This is a genomic window from Clostridium sartagoforme AAU1, from assembly GCF_000401215.1.
GTDB lineage: Bacteria > Bacillota > Clostridia > Clostridiales > Clostridiaceae > Clostridium > Clostridium sartagoforme.
In genome coordinates this window covers 1-17,782 of sequence record NZ_ASRV01000089.1, presented here as the reverse complement: position 1 = coordinate 17,782, position 17,782 = coordinate 1, and the positions used below count along the sequence as shown (strand labels likewise).

The 17,782-nt window shown below is 29.3% G+C and carries 10 protein-coding genes, 3 tRNA genes, 2 pseudogenes and 1 other annotated feature; of the genes and pseudogenes, 14 read left to right on the top strand and 1 reads right to left on the bottom strand.

What is annotated here, in order from left to right:
* The first annotated feature begins 3 nt into the window (after positions 1-3).
* From A500_RS06780 to murD, 14 genes and pseudogenes are all read left to right on the top strand, one after another.
* Positions 4-92: transfer RNA gene (locus tag A500_RS06780), tRNA-Leu, on the top strand.
* Positions 93-579: 487 nt separating this feature from the next.
* Positions 580-2,964, top strand: coding sequence for a stage II sporulation protein E (spoIIE, locus tag A500_RS06775; RefSeq protein WP_016206845.1), 2,385 nt, complete (start codon positions 580-582; stop codon positions 2,962-2,964).
* A gap of 177 nt (positions 2,965-3,141) precedes the next feature.
* Positions 3,142-4,536: a tRNA lysidine(34) synthetase TilS gene (tilS, locus tag A500_RS06770; protein WP_016206844.1), complete on the top strand. Its 1,395-nt coding sequence runs from the start codon at positions 3,142-3,144 to the stop codon at positions 4,534-4,536.
* Positions 4,537-4,540: 4 nt separating this feature from the next.
* Positions 4,541-5,079: pseudogene (gene hpt, locus A500_RS06765) on the top strand (hypoxanthine phosphoribosyltransferase).
* Between the two features lie 49 nt (positions 5,080-5,128).
* Complete coding sequence (ftsH, locus tag A500_RS06760) at positions 5,129-6,931, top strand: ATP-dependent zinc metalloprotease FtsH (RefSeq protein WP_016206842.1); 1,803 nt, start codon at positions 5,129-5,131, stop codon at positions 6,929-6,931.
* 242 nt (positions 6,932-7,173) lie between these two features.
* Positions 7,174-8,843, top strand: a pseudogene (locus A500_RS06755) (formate--tetrahydrofolate ligase).
* Positions 8,844-8,976: 133 nt separating this feature from the next.
* Positions 8,977-9,756 carry a type III pantothenate kinase gene (locus A500_RS06750; protein ID WP_016206839.1) on the top strand — a complete coding sequence of 260 codons (780 nt, stop codon included), beginning with the start codon at positions 8,977-8,979 and terminating at the stop codon, positions 9,754-9,756.
* Positions 9,757-9,762: 6 nt separating this feature from the next.
* Positions 9,763-10,737: a tRNA dihydrouridine synthase DusB gene (dusB, locus tag A500_RS06745; protein ID WP_016206838.1), complete on the top strand. Its 975-nt coding sequence runs from the start codon at positions 9,763-9,765 to the stop codon at positions 10,735-10,737.
* A 226-nt stretch (positions 10,738-10,963) separates the two neighbouring features.
* Positions 10,964-11,446 (top strand): transcription elongation factor GreA, encoded by a 483-nt coding sequence (greA, locus tag A500_RS06740; RefSeq protein ID WP_016206837.1) that lies wholly within the window; start codon positions 10,964-10,966, stop codon positions 11,444-11,446.
* Positions 11,447-11,461: 15 nt separating this feature from the next.
* A complete protein-coding gene (gene lysS, locus A500_RS06735) occupies positions 11,462-12,967 on the top strand; it encodes a lysine--tRNA ligase (protein ID WP_016206836.1) in 1,506 nt (501 codons plus the stop codon).
* Positions 12,968-13,183: 216 nt separating this feature from the next.
* A tRNA-Asn gene (locus A500_RS06730) sits at positions 13,184-13,258 on the top strand.
* 27 nt (positions 13,259-13,285) lie between these two features.
* Positions 13,286-13,360: transfer RNA gene (locus A500_RS06725), tRNA-Asn, on the top strand.
* A 106-nt stretch (positions 13,361-13,466) separates the two neighbouring features.
* Positions 13,467-13,635, top strand: a binding site (T-box leader).
* A gap of 46 nt (positions 13,636-13,681) precedes the next feature.
* Positions 13,682-15,073, top strand: a complete 1,392-nt coding sequence (locus A500_RS06720; RefSeq protein ID WP_016206835.1) for a glycine--tRNA ligase — start codon at positions 13,682-13,684, stop codon at positions 15,071-15,073.
* 187 nt (positions 15,074-15,260) lie between these two features.
* Positions 15,261-16,640 (top strand): UDP-N-acetylmuramoyl-L-alanine--D-glutamate ligase, encoded by a 1,380-nt coding sequence (gene murD / locus A500_RS06715; RefSeq protein WP_016206834.1) that lies wholly within the window; start codon positions 15,261-15,263, stop codon positions 16,638-16,640.
* 29 nt (positions 16,641-16,669) lie between these two features.
* On the opposite strand, the gene A500_RS06710 is transcribed toward murD, so the two are convergent.
* Positions 16,670-17,458 (bottom strand): DUF5050 domain-containing protein, encoded by a 789-nt coding sequence (locus tag A500_RS06710; protein ID WP_016206833.1) that lies wholly within the window; start codon positions 17,456-17,458, stop codon positions 16,670-16,672.
* Positions 17,459-17,782 lie beyond the last annotated feature (324 nt).

The following is a 17,782-nucleotide window of genomic DNA, read 5'->3' as shown; positions in this document are numbered from 1 at the left end:
TACGCTGAAGTGGCGGAACTGGCAGACGCACAGGACTTAAAATCCTGCGGTGGTTAAACACCGTACCGGTTCGATTCCGGTCTTCAGCACCAAAAGCACTTAATTTAATTAAGTGCTTTTTTTATTATAAAGATATGAAACCTTTTAGAGTTAATATTTAAAAGGTTTTATTTTTTTATTTAACTTAAGTCATTTGATATGGGGTTAAAATTATTTTTTAATTAGTCATAAAATAAAGTATATGACTAAAAGTTATAAAACATTAATATCTTGTAATTTTTTATTCTTCATAAAAATTATATAGTGACAAATTTGTATTGAAAATATTTAATGTAAATTCAATCTTAAGTTTATATAAAAATAGAATAATGCCTTAAATTTCATTAATATTAACATAATATGATGATAAAGCTTATAAAAACTAACTATGCAATAGAATAAAAATTATTTGGCTAGCCATAAGGAATTTTATATATTATTGTCCAACGAAAAAAATAATAAGATACACTATATGACATATATTTCAGAAATGCAATGATATAATTTAAATTACATTTTATGGAAATTGGAGGGACGTATATGCAGTATGGTGTTGATATATCAACATATAAGAGGTTGGAGAAGAGGAATAATAAAAATGAACTAAATGTTCAGCATTCATCAATAGGAATGATTATATCTTTTATAATAGGATTTTTACTAAGTAGGGTTTTACTATCAATAACAGTAGAAATGGGTATAGCCCCTTTTGGGATTGCATATCTCATAGGAATAAAAAAAGAAAAGAGCAGAAATATATTATTATCTTTTATTGGGATAATAATAGGCTATTTGTCTATATATAAGAGTTTAGAAGGAGCTATTTCTTATTGTATAGTAGCTTTTATAGTGATGGCATATATTGAAATATGTAATAAGATAGAGCTAAAACAAAGAGATACAATAATTTTTGGTTTGATATTTTCAATTTTCTTTATATATAATTTACTAGTAAATAATCAACCTATAGGAGTCAATTTAACATTTTCTGCTTTAAAGGTAATAAGTATAATACCAGTAAGATACATACTAAATTATGCACTAAATTGTGTTGATGAATTAGAAAGTAATTATTTCTTCTCAACAGAAGAATTAATAAGTATAGGATTATTGTTATGTTTATTGGTAGCAGGAATAGGTAATTTGAATATTTTCGATATATATATAAGAAATATATTTGCATTAGCTGTTATAGCTATTTTTGCATATGTTGGAGGATCTGGTTTAGGAGCAGCCATAGGTGTTTCTATGGGCTTCGTAATAGGAATGACTAGTAACGATATAATAATATATATTAGTTTATATAGTTTATGTGGACTTATTATAGGGATATTTAAAGATACTGGAAGAATATTTTCATCAATAGCTTATTTAGTTGTGTATTTTATAATATCAATGTATTCTGATAAATTTTCAATTTATGGGGGAATAGAAGTTTTAATATCTGCAGCAATCTTTATAGCAATTCCTAAAATGTTTATAGAGTTTATAAGCAAGGAATTTAATCAAGAAAAAAAGACTGAAAGTATAAATGATGCACATTTAAATGGAATAAAAAATGAATTTGTTGATAGATTGAACTCAATGAAATCTATATTATCAAGCTTGTCAGCATCTATATTAAATTTAGGTGAAAATGATATTTTATCATTAAGTAACAAAGGAACTGCTATGGTGGAGAGTTTAGCAGATAGAGTTTGTTATAATTGCGAGCTTAAACAAAGATGTTGGGATCGCAACTTACATTCTACTTTTGAAGGCTTTTCTGAACTTATAAGTGGTTGTGAGAACAATGAAATGAATTTTCCTCAGAGCTTAGAAAAGAAGTGCGTTAAAAAAAGAGGCCTAATAAAAAATGCTCAAGAAATTGTAAATAATTACACTGTGAATGAGGCATTAAGAACTAGGCTTGCAGAAGGCAGAAGTTTAATAGCTAATCACATAAATAATATATCTTCTACTATGGGGGATATGATTAGAGATTTTGAAAATGATATATCAATTTGTTCAGAGATAGATAAGGTTCTTAAGAAGGCTTTAAATAAAAATAAGATAGAATATAAGGATGTTTTTTGCTATTTAGATAGAAAAGGGAGAATGAAAATTAAAATAACCTTAACCAATTGCGAAGGTGGGAATTACTGTGCCAAAAATATATTACCTATAATAAATGGCTTAGTAAAAGTTCCTGTGTCTATAGCGAATGGGGGATGTAGGATAAACCCTGATACAGATGAATGCTCAATTGTTATAGAGGAAACTCCTAAGTATCATATGACATCTTATTCAGCTATAAAGGCTAAGGATGGTGAAACGTCTATAGGAGATAGCCATAGTTTTGCTAAAAATAGTGACGGAACATACTTAACTATAGTTAGTGATGGAATGGGCTCTGGCCCAGAAGCTGGGGTTGAAAGTAGTCTTGCAGTAAATTTAATAGAAAAGTTCATAGAAAATGGATTTAGTGAAAAGACTGCTATAAATACAGTAAATTCTATAATGGCAATGAAGTTTAACGAAGATGAAAAATTTACAACTATGGATATGAATATTGTTGACTTATATACAGGAGAAACTGAATTTATTAAAATTGGGGGAGTAGTTAGTTTTATAAAGAGAGGAGAGGAAGTTAAAGTTATTAAATCCAATAGCTTACCATTTGGGATTTTAGATAGTGTTGATATAAGTTCAGAAAAAGTTAAACTAAAACATGGAGATATAATAGTATCAATTAGTGATGGTATATTGGATATAGATAAAAATAATGTTGGAAGTTATTCCTGGTTACAGGAATATTTAAAATACGCAGATACAAATCCATCAGCTTTATCAAGAGATATACTTGAAAAGGCAATGGTCTTAAGTGGCGGAAAAGTATGGGATGATATGACGGTACTTGTGTCAAAATTATATTCTGTATATTAATAACTTAGTAGATATAAAGAGGGTGAGATATAACTTTGTTATCTCATCTTCTTCAATTTTGAGCATTGTAAAAATTAACTAATCATAGTGTTTACATATGCAGATCATAAGGTTATTATATTATATATGATTTATAATTCAATTATTTTGCTTAGCGAAATAAAAAGGGGTTTTGATGTGATAAACAAGGTAAAGGATTTTATAATTAAAAATAATCTCATAAAAGAAAATGATAAAGTATTAGTAGCTTTATCAGGAGGACCTGATTCGGTTTGTTTACTTCATATACTTTATGAACTTAAAGAATTGTTAAATATAAAAATTGGAGCTGCTCATGTGAATCATATGCTAAGAGGTGAAGATGCATTAAAAGATGAGAATTATTCATCTGAATTGTGTGAAAAGCTTAATATAGATTTTTATTCCCAAAAGGTTGATATAAACAAAATATCAAAGGAAAAAAATATTTCGCATGAAATGGCAGGTAGAGAAGAAAGATATAAATTTTTTAACTTTATAAAAGATACATATAATTATAGTAAAATAGCAGTAGCACATAATTCTAATGATCAAGCTGAAACTATAATTATGAACATGATGAGAGGATCAGGGCTTGAAGGATTATGTGGGATAAGGAATATAAGAAGTGGGGGAATAATTAGGCCTATCTTATGTCTTTCAAGAGATGAGATAGAGAATTACTGTAAAGATAACAATTTAAATCCTAGAATAGATAAAACCAATTTAGAAAACATATATAGTAGAAATAGAATTAGATTAGACATATTGCCATATATGAAAGAGAATTTTAACAGAGATATTATAGAAACCATAAATAGAATGTCTAGTTTATTACAAATAGATAATGACTTTATAGAAAAACAATGTGATAATTATTATAAAAAATATTGTCTTAATAAAAAGGATTATATGACTATATCTAAGAAAGCCTTTATATTAGATAAAGCAGTATTAACGAGACTTATAAAAAGGGCATTTGTGGAGTTTACTGGAAAATATAATAATTTTGAAATGAAACATATTTATGAAGTTATTGATTTATCTAGAAATACTACTAATAAAAAGGTATTTCTACCAAATGAAATAATAGCTGAAAATATATATGGGGATATATTATTAAAAAATAAGGAGTATATTAATAAGGAAAATAAAAGTGAAGAAATTATAGCAAATAAAGATCAGTTAAAAAAATATTCTTGTGAATATAGCGAATATAAGATTGATTTTGAATTTATAAATAATAAAAATAATATAGAATTTTCTAATAATGTATTAATAAAATATTTTGATTATGATAATATAGAAGAAAGGTTGATTATCAGAAAAAGAGAAAATGGGGATAGAATAATTCCTTTAGGTATGAAGGGGAGTAAAAAGCTTAAAGATATCTTTATTGATTTAAAGATACCAGTAGAAAAAAGAGATAAAATTCCTGTTTTATGTTTTGATGATGAGGTAGCTTGGATAGTAGGATATAAAGTTTCTGAAAAATTTAAAATAACAAAGGAAACCCAAAATATATTAAAAATTACTTTTACTAGAAAGGAATAAAAGGATGATAAGGGACATAAAGAAAATATTACTTACTGAAGATCAAATCTCGAAGAAAGTTAAGGAATTAGGAAGTAAAATAAGTGAAGATTATAAAAATAAAAACTTACTTGTTGTAGGTATTTTAAAGGGTTCAGTACTATTTGCATCTGATCTTATAAAAAGCATAACAATACCATGTGAAATAGATTTTATGGCAGTATCTAGTTATGGAAGTTCTACAGAAACTTCAGGGGTAGTTAGAATACTAAAAGATCTAGATCATAGTATTGAAGGAAAAGATATAATTATTGTAGAAGATATAATAGATAGTGGAGTAACATTAGACTATTTATTAAAATATTTAAGAACTAGAAAGGCGAATAGTATAGAGATAATAACTTTATTGACTAAGCTTCTAGAAGAAAAGTAGATATTGAAGTCAAATATTGTGGGTTTGAAGTTCCAGATGAATTCTTAGTAGGATATGGATTAGACTATTCAGAAAGATATAGAAACTTGCCTTATGTAGGTATATTGAGTGAAGAGGTATATAAAAATTAAAAAATATATAAATGCAATATAATAAAACTAGAAGAAAGGGGGGACTTGAATGAAAAAATATTCAAGTGCAACGGTATGGATATTTGTTATTTTGATACTTTTCTTATCTGCGACATTCTTATGGAATAGCGGTAAGATGGCAGATGAGATATCATACAGTGATTTTCAACAAAAATGGGTTAATGATGAGATAGAAAGTATTATGGTTCATCCAGACAAGATGCTTATTTCAGGGAAAACAAGAGATAACAAGCAATTTAATACTTATGCACCTAGTGAAATGGTGCAAATGTTAATGAATCAAGCTCCTAAAGATGATATAAGGGTAGATTTTAAACAACCATCAAATAGTAGTGTATGGATAAGTATAATTCCAACATTAATGATATTAGTATTATTCTTTATATTCTTCTTTATGATGTCACAGCAATCACAAGGTGGTGGCGGTGGTAGAGGTGTTATGAACTTTGGAAAAAGTAGAGCTAAAATAATGCCTCCAGATGCCAAAAGAGTTACTTTTGATGATGTAGCTGGAGCTGATGAAGAAAAGCAAGAATTAGAAGAAATAGTTGACTTTTTAAAACAACCATCAAGATATACGGAGATGGGAGCTAGAATTCCTAAGGGAGTTTTACTAGTGGGACCTCCAGGAACAGGTAAAACCTTATTAGCAAAAGCTATAGCTGGTGAAGCTGGTGTTCCTTTTTATAGTATATCAGGGTCAGATTTCGTTGAAATGTTTGTTGGAGTTGGGGCATCAAGAGTTAGAGACTTATTTGAACAAGCAAAAAAGAGTGCACCATCACTTGTGTTTATTGATGAAATAGATGCGGTTGGTAGACAAAGAGGTGCAGGATTAGGTGGAGGCCATGATGAAAGAGAACAAACATTAAATCAATTACTAGTTGAAATGGATGGTTTTGGGGCAAATGAAGGAATAATAATGATAGCAGCCACAAATAGACCAGACATACTAGATCCGGCCTTATTAAGACCAGGTAGATTTGATAGACAAATAGTAGTTGGAGCTCCTGATGTTAAGGGTAGAGAAGAAATATTAAAGGTTCATACTAAGAAAAAACCTTTATCAGAAGATGTAGAATTAAAAGTTTTAGCAAAGAGAACTCCAGGTTTTAGTGGAGCTGATTTAGAAAATTTAGCAAATGAAGCAGCCTTATTAGCTGTAAGAAAAAATGAGAAATTAATAGGAATGCAAGAGTTTGAAGAAGCTATAACTAGAGTAATAGCAGGACCAGAAAAGAAAAGTAGAGCAATTAATGAACATGATAGAAAATTAACTGCCTACCATGAAGCAGGGCACGCAGTTGTAATGAAACTTCTAGAACATGCAGACCCGGTTCATGAAATAAGTATAATACCAAGAGGTATGGCAGGTGGATACACAATGCATTTACCTAAAGAAGATAGATCATACACATCAAGAGATAAATTAAAAGATGATATGGTTGGATTACTTGGTGGTAGATTAGCAGAAAAAATCATATTATCAGATATAAGTACTGGTGCAAAAAATGATATTGATAGAGCTAGTGCTATTGCAAGAGCTATGGTAATGGAATATGGAATGAGCGAAAAGCTTGGAACCATCTCTTATGGTGGAGATAATAATGAAGTATTCTTAGGACGAAATTTAGGACATAGCAGAAACTTTAGTGAAGAAATTGCAGCTGAAATAGATAAAGAAGTTAAGAGATTTATTAATGAAGCTTATGAAAGAGCAGAAAACTTACTAAGTCAAAATATTGATAAGTTGCATGCTGTAGCATTAACATTATTAGAAAAAGAAAAAATTGATGGCGAAGAATTTGAAAGAATTTTTAATGCGAGCTAAAAAATTAAAAGAGTAGTCATTTGGCTACTTCTTTTTTTACTCTAAATAAGATAGAAGAGATAACCAATGGCGAATAATTGTTTTGGATAAACTTATATAAATAGAAAAAATACTTCATTATAACGAAATATAAACATTTAAAACAAATGAATATTCGAAATTTTATTTTAATGAGTAAGGTTAGATGATATAATTTATGTATAAAATAAGAATATATTATATTAAAAGGTAGGGTGTACAATATGAAGAGTGATATACAAATAGCTCAAGAAGTAAAAATGGAACATATAAATAAGATAGCAGAAAAATTAAATTTATCAGAAGATTATATAGAGCAATATGGAAAATATAAATGTAAATTATCATTGGAGATATTTGAAAAAAATAAAGAAAAGAAAAATGGGAAATTAGTATTGGTGACTGCCATAAATCCAACACCTGCTGGAGAAGGAAAATCAACTGTAACTGTTGGTTTGGGTCAGGCTTTATGTAAAATGGAAAAAATGCGGTGATAGCATTAAGAGAACCATCCCTTGGTCCAGTATTTGGAATAAAAGGAGGGGCTGCAGGTGGAGGGTACTCCCAAGTTGTTCCTATGGAGGATATAAATCTACATTTTACAGGAGATATGCATGCAATAACAAGTGCTAACAATTTACTAGCAGCGGCAATAGACAATCATATACATCAGGGGAATAACCTAAGAATTGATTCAAGAAGAATAATATTTAAAAGAGTTATAGATATGAACGATAGAGCTCTAAGAAACATTATTGTAGGATTAGGAGGAAAGCTTAATGGATTTTTAAGAGAAGACGGATTCATGATAACAGTGGCATCAGAAATAATGGCTATATTATGTTTAGCAGATAGTCTATCAGATCTTAAAGAAAGAATGGGGAGAATTCTAATTGCGTATGATTTAGATGGTAATCCAGTATATGCAAAACAATTGGATATACAAGGTGCCATGGCTTTACTTATGAAAGATGCTATAAAGCCTAATTTAGTTCAAACTTTAGAAAATACACCTGCTATAATACATGGAGGACCTTTTGCTAATATAGCTCATGGATGTAACTCTATAATAGCAACTAAGATGGCATTAAAATTGGGTGATATAGTAGTAACAGAAGCTGGATTTGGAGCGGACTTAGGAGCTGAAAAGTTTTTAAATATAAAATGTAGATATGGAAATTTAGATCCTAATTGTGTAGTTATAGTTGCAACTGTAAGAGCATTAAAAAATCATGGGGGAGTAGGTAAAGAAAATCTAAATATTCCAAACGTAGATGCTTTATCTAAAGGGATCAGTAATTTAGAAAAGCAAATTGAAAATATTAAGAAGTTTAATGTTCCGGTAGTTGTTGCCATAAATAAATTTGTTACAGATAGTTTAGAAGAAATAGAGTTCATTAAAAATTATTGCAATAAACTTGGTGTGAAAGCAGCTTTATCAGAAGTTTGGGAAAAAGGTGGAGATGGAGGAATAGAGCTTGGAGAAGTAGTTTGTGATATATTGGAAAACGAAGAGTCTAACTTCAAGCCTATTTATGATGTAGAAAGTAGTATAGAAAGTAAAATATTAACTATAGCAAAAGAAATTTATGGAGCTAAAGGGATTGTTATTACGCCTAATGCAAAGAAGCAAATACAAGAACTAGAGAAGTTTGGGCTAGATAAGTTGCCTATTTGTATGGCAAAAACACAATATTCTCTTTCAGATAATCCATCACTGATAGGTAGACCAGAAAATTTTGATATAACAGTGAAGGAAGTAAGAGTATCTAATGGAGCTGGATTCATAGTAGTGTTAAATGGTGACGTAATGACTATGCCAGGACTACCAAAGGTACCAGCAGCAAATAAAATGGATATATTAGATAACGGAGAAATAATTGGATTATTTTAATATATAAAATTTACAACCCTTGACAAATGCGTAGTAATTGTTAAAATTAAATTGTTAAATTTATTGTGATTATATTTATTTGAATAAAGGCAGCTTTCGAAGCTGCTTTTAATTGTATTAAGGTGGTGCCAATATGATTTTAGTGGTAGATGTAGGGAATACAAATATAGTTTTGGGGGTATATAAAAATTCCGAAATTATTTCTAGTTGGAGAATATCTACTGATGCAAAAAAAACATCGGATGAATATTCTATTCAATTTATGCAACTTTTTATTCAAGGGAATTTGAAACCAGATGATATAAAAGGGATAATAATTTCATCAGTTGTTCCAAATATAATGCATTCATTAGAAAATATGATAAAAAAGATCTTTGGAATTAATCCTTTAGTTGTTGGACCGGGAGTTAAAACTGGAATAAATATTAAATATGATAATCCAAAGGAAGTTGGAGCAGATAGGATTGTAAATGCAGTAGCAGCACATGAAAAATATAGAAAAGATCTTATAATAATAGATTTTGGAACAGCAACTACATTTTGTGCTTTAACAAAAGATGCAAACTATCTTGGTGGATGTATTACTCCAGGAATAAGAATATCCTCTGATGCATTATTTGATAGAGCTGCCAAGCTACCAAGAGTAGAATTAGAAGTGCCTAAAAATATAATATGTAAAAATACTGTATCTAGTATGCAAGCTGGTATAATTTATGGATATATTGGTCAAGTAGAGTATATAGTAAATAAAATAAAAAAAGAAATGAAGGATCTTGGAGCAGCAGAACCTTTAGTTATAGCAACAGGGGGCCTAGCTAATTTAATAGCTAATGAAACTAACTTTATAGATAAAGTAGATTCTAGTTTAACATTAGAGGGGTTAAGAATAATATACGAAAAAAATAAGGAGTAGTATACTATGAAAATTAAAAACCTAGAATTTAGTAATAATGTTTTTCTAGCACCTATGGCAGGAGTGACAGATATAGCTTTTAGAGGTCTATGCAAAGAAATGGGATGTGGACTAGTTTATACGGAAATGGTAAGTGCAAAAGCACTTTACTATGGAAATGAAAACACAAAAACCTTACTTAGGATAGCTGATGAAGAAATTCCTGTTGCAGCTCAGATATTTGGGAATGATCCTAAAATAATGGCAGAAGTAGTACAAAGATATTTTAATGACAGAGAAGATATTTGCATAGTAGATATAAATATGGGATGTCCTGTAAATAAAATCACTAAAAATGGAGAAGGTTCAGCCTTATTAAAACATCCAGAATTAGCGGCTAAAATAGTAAAAGAAATAAAAAAGGTGTCATCAAAACCTGTAACAGTTAAGTTCAGAAAAGGATGGGATGAAGGTAATATCAATGCTGTTGATTTTGCTAAGGGCCTAGAAGATGCTGGAGCTGATGCTATTACTATTCATGGAAGAACAAAAGAACAAATGTATGAAGGAAAAGCGGATTGGGATATAATAAGGAAAGTTAAGGAATCTGTATCGATACCAGTAATAGGAAATGGAGATGTATTTACAGCAGAGGATGCACTTAAACTAAAAAATAAAACTAATTGCGATGGAATCATGGTTGCGAGAGGTAGTATGGGAAATCCTTGGATATTCAAACAAATAGAAAATAAGTTAAATGGAATAGATCCTATAGAAATAACTTATATAGATAGAATAGAAATGTGTTTAAGACACTATGAATTATCAATAAAATATGGCGGAGAAAAAAAAGCTGTACGTGAAATGAGAAAACATGCATCTTGGTATCTTAAAGGATTACCAAAAAGTAATGATATAAGAGGCGTTATGAATACGTTAGATGAAAGTAAGGAAGTATTTGACTTGCTGAATAATTATAAGGAAGAGCTAAAAGATAAATAGATGTTTAATTAATATATCGAATAATTAATATATTGAAGAATAAATATATTAAAAGCGAGAATAATATATATCTATTAAAGCTATAATACTTACAAGCCTTTTGGAAACATTACTTAGTTGACAGAAGATATATGCTGATTTATAATGTTTTAAATGATTTGGAGAATATCAGACCTAGTGTTAGGTATTTAAATAAAATAGTAGTAAATTTGAAGGGGAGAAAATCATGAGTGAAGCAAAAAAATTTTTAATGACATATGAAGGTGTAAAGAAATTAGAAGATGAATTGGAATTTCTAAAAACTGTTAAAAGAAAAGAAATAACTGAAAAAATAAAAGTTGCATTAGGATATGGAGATTTAAGTGAGAATTCTGAATATGATGAAGCAAAAAATGAGCAGGCTTTCACAGAAGGAAGAATTATACAATTAGAAAATATGCTAAAGAATGCTGTAGTTGTTGATGAGTCAGAAATACCAACAGATATAGTAGCAGTAGGTGCAATAGTCAAGGTTAAGGACTATGAATTTGATGAAGAGGTTGAATATTCAATAGTAGGTTCAGCAGAAGCAGATCCTATGAATTTTAAAATATCAAATGAATCACCAGTAGGAGCAGCATTGCTAGGTAAAAAAGTGGGAGAAATAGTTGAAGTTTCAGTACCTAGTGGAGTTAACAAGTTTGAAGTATTAGGAATAAGAAGAGAGTAAACGGAGGGATATTTAATGTCAACTGAGGAAATGAATATACAAGAGTTAGAATCTCAGTTTAGTGAGCAAGAAGCATTAAGAAGAGAGAAGTTAGTAGAATTACAAGACCAAGGAAAGGATCCATTTGACGTATATAAAGTTGAAAGAACTCATATGTCAGAGGATGTAAAAAATAATTTTGAAAGTTTATCAGGAACTGTAGTTACAGTTGCTGGAAGAATTATGTCTAAAAGAGGTCAAGGTAAAGTTGTATTCTCAGATGTTCAAGATAGAGATGGAAAAATTCAATTATTCATAAAGATTGATGAAGTAGGAGAAGAGGCTTTAAAATCATATAAATCATATGACTTAGGTGACTGGGTTGTAGCAACAGGAGAAGTTTTTAAAACTAAAACGGGAGAAGTTTCAGTTAAAGTTAAAAGCTTTGAATTAATATGTAAGTCTTTAAAACCACTTCCAGAAAAGTGGCATGGCTTAAAGGATCCAGATTTAAGATATAGACAAAGAGAAGTTGATATGATTTCTAATCCTGAAGTTAAGATTAACTTTATAAAAAGAGCTTCTATACTAAGAGGAATTAGAGAATTCTTAGATAATAGGGGTTTTATAGAATTAGAAACTCCAATGCTTGCACCAATAGCAGGAGGAGCTTCAGCAAGACCATTCGTAACACATCATAATACATTAGATATTGATATGTACTTAAGAATAGCTCCTGAATTATACTTAAAGAGAGCTATAGTTGCAGGACTTGAAAGAGTATATGATATGGGTAGAACTTTTAGAAATGAAGGTATGTCAGTAAGGCATAATCCGGAATTTACTATGATTGAATTATATCAAGCTTTTGCTGATTATAATGATATGATGGAAATAACAGAAAATATGATAGCTGAAGTTTGTAAAAAAGTTAATGGAAGTACTAAGGTTATGTACCAAGGAACTGAAATAGACTTTGCACCACCATGGAGAAGAATAACTATGGTTGATGCAGTTAAGGAATATGCAGATGTAGATTTTAATTCCATAAATTCTGATGAAGAAGCACAAGCTATAGCAAAAGAAAAACACTTAGAATTTAAAAAAGATATAAAGCACGTAACAAAGGGAGAAGTTTTAAATCTTTTATTTGAAGAATATGCAGAACAACATATGATACAACCAACGTTTGTTTGTGACTACCCTGTTGAAATATCCCCTCTAACTAAGAAGAAGAGAGGAAATGATATGTTTACAGAAAGATTTGAAGGATTTGTATTCGGAAGAGAACTTTGTAATGCATATTCAGAACTTAATGATCCAATAGTTCAAAGAGAAAGATTTAATCAACAAGAAAAAGAAAGAGAACTTGGAGATGACGAAGCATACATGATAGATGAAGAATTCATGAGTGCTTTGGAAACAGGCATGCCTCCAACAGGTGGACTTGGAATAGGAATAGATAGACTTATAATGTTCTTAACAGATTCAGCATCAATAAGAGATATTATAATGTTTCCAACAATGAAACCAGTTAAATAAAAGTTATGAAAAAAATTTAACTAATAATTTTTAAAGTAACAATTAACAATTAGGGATGTTTTTATATTTAAAATCTCTTAGAGATTCATTCTTTAATTGTTAATTGTTAATTATTTTACTTAATAAATTAATTGAAGAATTAATTTAAAAAACTTTTTTAATAAAAACACTTGCAATATTAATAAAAATTGATATAATAACTAATGTAGTAAATATTCCGCGATAGCTCAATGGTGGAGCACTCGGCTGTTAACCGATAGGTTGGAGGTTCGAATCCTCTTCGCGGAGCCATTTTAATTTTAAGATTAATTTATAATATTCGCGATAGCTCAATGGTGGAGCACTCGGCTGTTAACCGATAGGTTGGAGGTTCGAATCCTCTCCACGGAGCCATTTAAAAAAGGTTTTTATAAGTATGGAGTAATCTATATTTATAAAAACCTTTTTTATTTTTCACTTGACATATATAAGGCTTTTGGTAAAATTAATATATAATTTAATAAATACAGTGAGAAAGAGGAGTAAGTTTAAATTTCTTTTAGAGAGACGATGCATGGTGAAAATCGTTATTAATTTATACTGAAGGGCGCTTTTGAGTATTAATCAATGAGAAAGTTGGGCTAAAGCCAAGAAGGGTGGAACCGCGGAATTTAAATTTCGTCCCTTTAGGTGTTTAAGGCCTTTTTTATTTATAAAAAAATTGGAGGTATTAAAATGGCAGTAGAAAAGACTATGGATAAAGTTGTTGCTCTTTGTAAAAATAGAGGATTTGTATTTCCAGGATCAGAAATATATGGAGGATTGGCAAATTCATGGGATTATGGTCCTCTAGGAGTTGAATTCAAAAATAATGTTAAAAAAGCATGGTGGAAGAAGTTCGTTCAAGAAAGTCCCTATAATGTTGGAGTAGATTGTGCTATATTAATGAATCCGGAAGTTTGGGTTGCATCAGGTCACGTTGGAGGATTTTCAGATCCGCTAATGGATTGTAAAGAGTGTAAGGCGAGATTTAGAGCAGATAAAATTGTAGAAGATCATATGACTGAAAATGGAGCAGAAGTTGCAAGTGCAGATGGATGGTCTAATGAACAATTAAAGGAATATATAGAAAAGAATAAGATTGTATGTCCTAAGTGTGGTAAGTTAAACTATACAGATATAAGAAAGTTTAATTTAATGTTTAAAACATTCCAAGGAATAACAGAGGATTCCGCAAGCACAATATATTTAAGACCAGAAACAGCTCAAGGTATATTCGTAAACTTTAAGTCTGTACAAAGAACTTCAAGAAAAAAAGTTCCTTTTGGAATTGCACAAATAGGAAAGTCTTTTAGAAATGAAATAACACCAGGAAACTTTACTTTTAGAACTAGAGAGTTTGAACAAATGGAATTAGAATTTTTCTGTAAACCAGGAACAGACTTAGAATGGTTTAAGTATTGGAAAGATTATTGCTGGAACTTCTTATTGGGATTAGGTGTAAAACAAGATAACTTAAGAATGAGAGATCATGGAGAAGAAGAATTATCATTTTATTCAAATGCAACATCAGATATAGAATACTTATTCCCGTTTGGCTGGGGAGAATTATGGGGAATAGCTGATAGAACAGACTATGACTTAACGAAACATCAAGAACATTCAGGTCAAGATATGAATTACCTAGATCCTACTACTAATGAAAAATATGTTCCTTATGTTATAGAGCCATCTTTAGGAGCAGATAGAGTTGCATTAGCCTTCTTAGTAGATGCTTATGATGAAGAAGAATTAGAAGGTGGAGATGTTAGAACAGTTATGCACTTACATCCAGCGTTAGCACCATATAAGGCAGCTATTTTACCACTTTCAAAAAAGCTTTCTGAAAAGGCGTTAGATGTATATTCGGATTTAAGTAAAAAGTTTAATTTGGAATATGATGAGGCTGGAAGTATAGGTAAGAGATATAGAAGACAAGATGAAATAGGAACTCCATTCTGTATAACAATAGACTTTGATACATTAGAAGATAATGCAGTTACTATTAGAAATAGAGATACTATGGAACAAGAAAGAGTTAAAATTGAGGATTTAGAAGCCTATATAGAAAAAAGCTTAGAATTTTAATTATAAGAAGAAGCAGAATTTTACATATTCTGCTCTTTTTTGTGTTTAATAAATTTAAGTGTTATAATTAGAAGGAATTGGGACAGACTTAATAAGGTGAACTTATTCATTCTAATGTATTATAGAATGAGTTACGTAGTAGAGAATATTTCATATAATATTTTATATATAATTCTGGAGGAAGATTATGAAGAAGCAATTTAGTGAATTTAAAGAGTTTATAAAGGGCAAAAAAGTTGCAGTGGTTGGTATCGGAGTTAGTAATATACCTCTTATAAAGTTTCTGGTTAAGCTTGGAGCAAATGTAACTGCATTTGATAAGAAAAACAGAGAAGATTTAGGAAATATAGCCGTAGAGTTTGATGAGCTATCAGTTTCCTTAGAATTAGGGGAAAAATACTTAGATAATCTATCAGGATTTGATGTTGTTTTTAAGACTCCTTCTATGAGGATAGATTGTGATGCATTAGTGAAAGTAAAAAAACAGGGTGCATATATAACATCTGAGATGGAGGAGTTTGTTAGATATTGCAAGGGAAAAGTCTATGGAATAACAGGAAGTGATGGGAAAACAACGACAACAACCATTATATCTAAGCTTTTAAAAGAAGCTGGATATAAAACTTGGGTTGGAGGGAATATAGGAACTCCATTATTTTCAAATATAGAAGAAATAAAAGAAGATGATAAAGTTGTTTTAGAATTATCTAGTTTTCAACTTATGACTATGAATAATCCAATAGATGTTGCAGTTGTAACAAATCTTGCACCAAATCATTTAGATATGCATTTAGATATGCAAGAATATATAGATGCAAAGAAAAATATATTCTTATATCAAGAAAAAAATGGATTATTGATTTTAAATAGGGAAAATGAAATAACTCATGGATTTGTTTCAGAAGCTAATGGAGAAGTAAGAGAATTCAGCTCAAAAAGAGAGATTAAGGATGGAGCATATTTAAAAGATAATATATTATACCTAAATAATGAAGAAGTATGTAATAAAGAAGATATAGCTATTAAGGGAATTCACAATATAGAAAATTATTTAGCTGCATTTTTAGCTACTAAAGAGGATGTTTCATTAAAAGTAATGAAAAAGGTGGCAGAAACATTTGGGGGAGTTGAACATAGATGTGAACTAGTAAGAGAACTTAATGGAGTTAAATATTATAATGACTCTATTGCTTCAAGTCCAACGAGAACCTTAGCAGGATTGTTAGCTTTTGAGAAAGGGGTTATCTTAATAGCGGGGGGATATGATAAGCATATACCATTTGAACCACTAGCAGATGAAGGATATCCTTATATAAAAGAACTTATACTTCTTGGAGATACAAGAAATAAAATAAAAAGTACTTTTGAAAAACTTAAAGAAGAAAAAGGAATTGAGATTTCTATAAGTATGGTGGATACATTAGAGGATGCGGTTTTAAAAGCTAAGGAGTTAGCTAAAGAAGGGGATATAGTTACTTTATCACCAGCTTGTGCATCTTTTGATATGTTTCCTAATTTCATGATTAGAGGAAATAAATTTAAAGAAATTGTAAATAAATTAAAATAAAGAAAAGGCCTTAAGGCCTTTTCTTTATTTTAATTCATATTAATAAACTTAACTTCATTTATATTAGTGGAAGTTTCTATAAAGATTCCTTTATCAGTAGGAAAATATTCATTTGTAGAATCTGAAAATATTTCAGTAAATGTGTAGTCATTATTTTCTTTGTTCTTAGTAAGTTGGCAAATTGTATTAGCACTAGCATTATTAATAAAATAAATTCTTTCATCACTTTGCTTTAATTTACTAGCATCTACATTTAGTATCTTTTTTGATTCGCTATTTAAAATATTAAAAGAATGCAATGTATTATTATCAGAACTATTTACAAATAAAATTTCATTATTGTAAGTTACGAAACTATCTACAGAGTCATCAGTTAATTTAATGTTAGAACTTCCATCTATTTTTAAACAATATAGTTTTGAATTATCATCTAGATTCCTATAAAATATTGAATTATTATTTATAATAAAGTTTCCGACCTTAGAAGTTGATAACAATGACTTAGAATTAGATTTAACATCATATGAATAAATATTTTGAGTATTTGAATCTATATAATATAATTTTTCATTCGCGTAAATTAGTCCCTTTGGAGAATCGTTATTAAGTTTTGTGATAGTATTCTTTTGATAATCCAACTTAAATAATCCTCTATCTTTAGAGATTGATGAAAAATAAATTATATCATTATTTGAAATAAGATAATCTATAGAGTAATCGAAGATATCTATTATTGATTCTTGAGAAATTACAGTATTGCTTTTAGCAAGTTCAGATACTGATAACTTATTATTGTTATTAGGATCAGGGAAAAACAATAAATTTCCTAAATATATATATTTATAATTAGTAAGAGTTTTCCCGGAAAGAATTATTTTGTTATTTGTTGTTATATTCTCCTTATAAGAGGTTGAAAGCGAATGGTTCTTTGCGCTAGAATCTGATTCCGGTATTTGATTACTACATCCTGTTAAAAAAAATGTTGATATAATTAAAAAAGAAAAAATTTTCTTAGCATATTATCCTCCAAAACTTTAATGATAAATATTTTATAATAATATCTTAAATTAAAATTCTTATTAAGTAAAATAAAAAATACAATAATTTATCTAATAATTTTGTTGATTTATAAATAATGAATA

Coding starts and splice junctions, on each gene's coding strand:
- A500_RS06750 (WP_016206839.1), top strand. CDS start 8,977: ATGATTTTAGTGGTAGATGTAGGGAATACAAATATAGTTTTGGGGGTA.
- lysS (WP_016206836.1), top strand. CDS start 11,462: ATGTCAACTGAGGAAATGAATATACAAGAGTTAGAATCTCAGTTTAGT.
- spoIIE (WP_016206845.1), top strand. CDS start 580: ATGCAGTATGGTGTTGATATATCAACATATAAGAGGTTGGAGAAGAGG.
- dusB (WP_016206838.1), top strand. CDS start 9,763: ATGAAAATTAAAAACCTAGAATTTAGTAATAATGTTTTTCTAGCACCT.
- ftsH (WP_016206842.1), top strand. CDS start 5,129: ATGAAAAAATATTCAAGTGCAACGGTATGGATATTTGTTATTTTGATA.
- A500_RS06720 (WP_016206835.1), top strand. CDS start 13,682: ATGGCAGTAGAAAAGACTATGGATAAAGTTGTTGCTCTTTGTAAAAAT.
- greA (WP_016206837.1), top strand. CDS start 10,964: ATGAGTGAAGCAAAAAAATTTTTAATGACATATGAAGGTGTAAAGAAA.
- murD (WP_016206834.1), top strand. CDS start 15,261: ATGAAGAAGCAATTTAGTGAATTTAAAGAGTTTATAAAGGGCAAAAAA.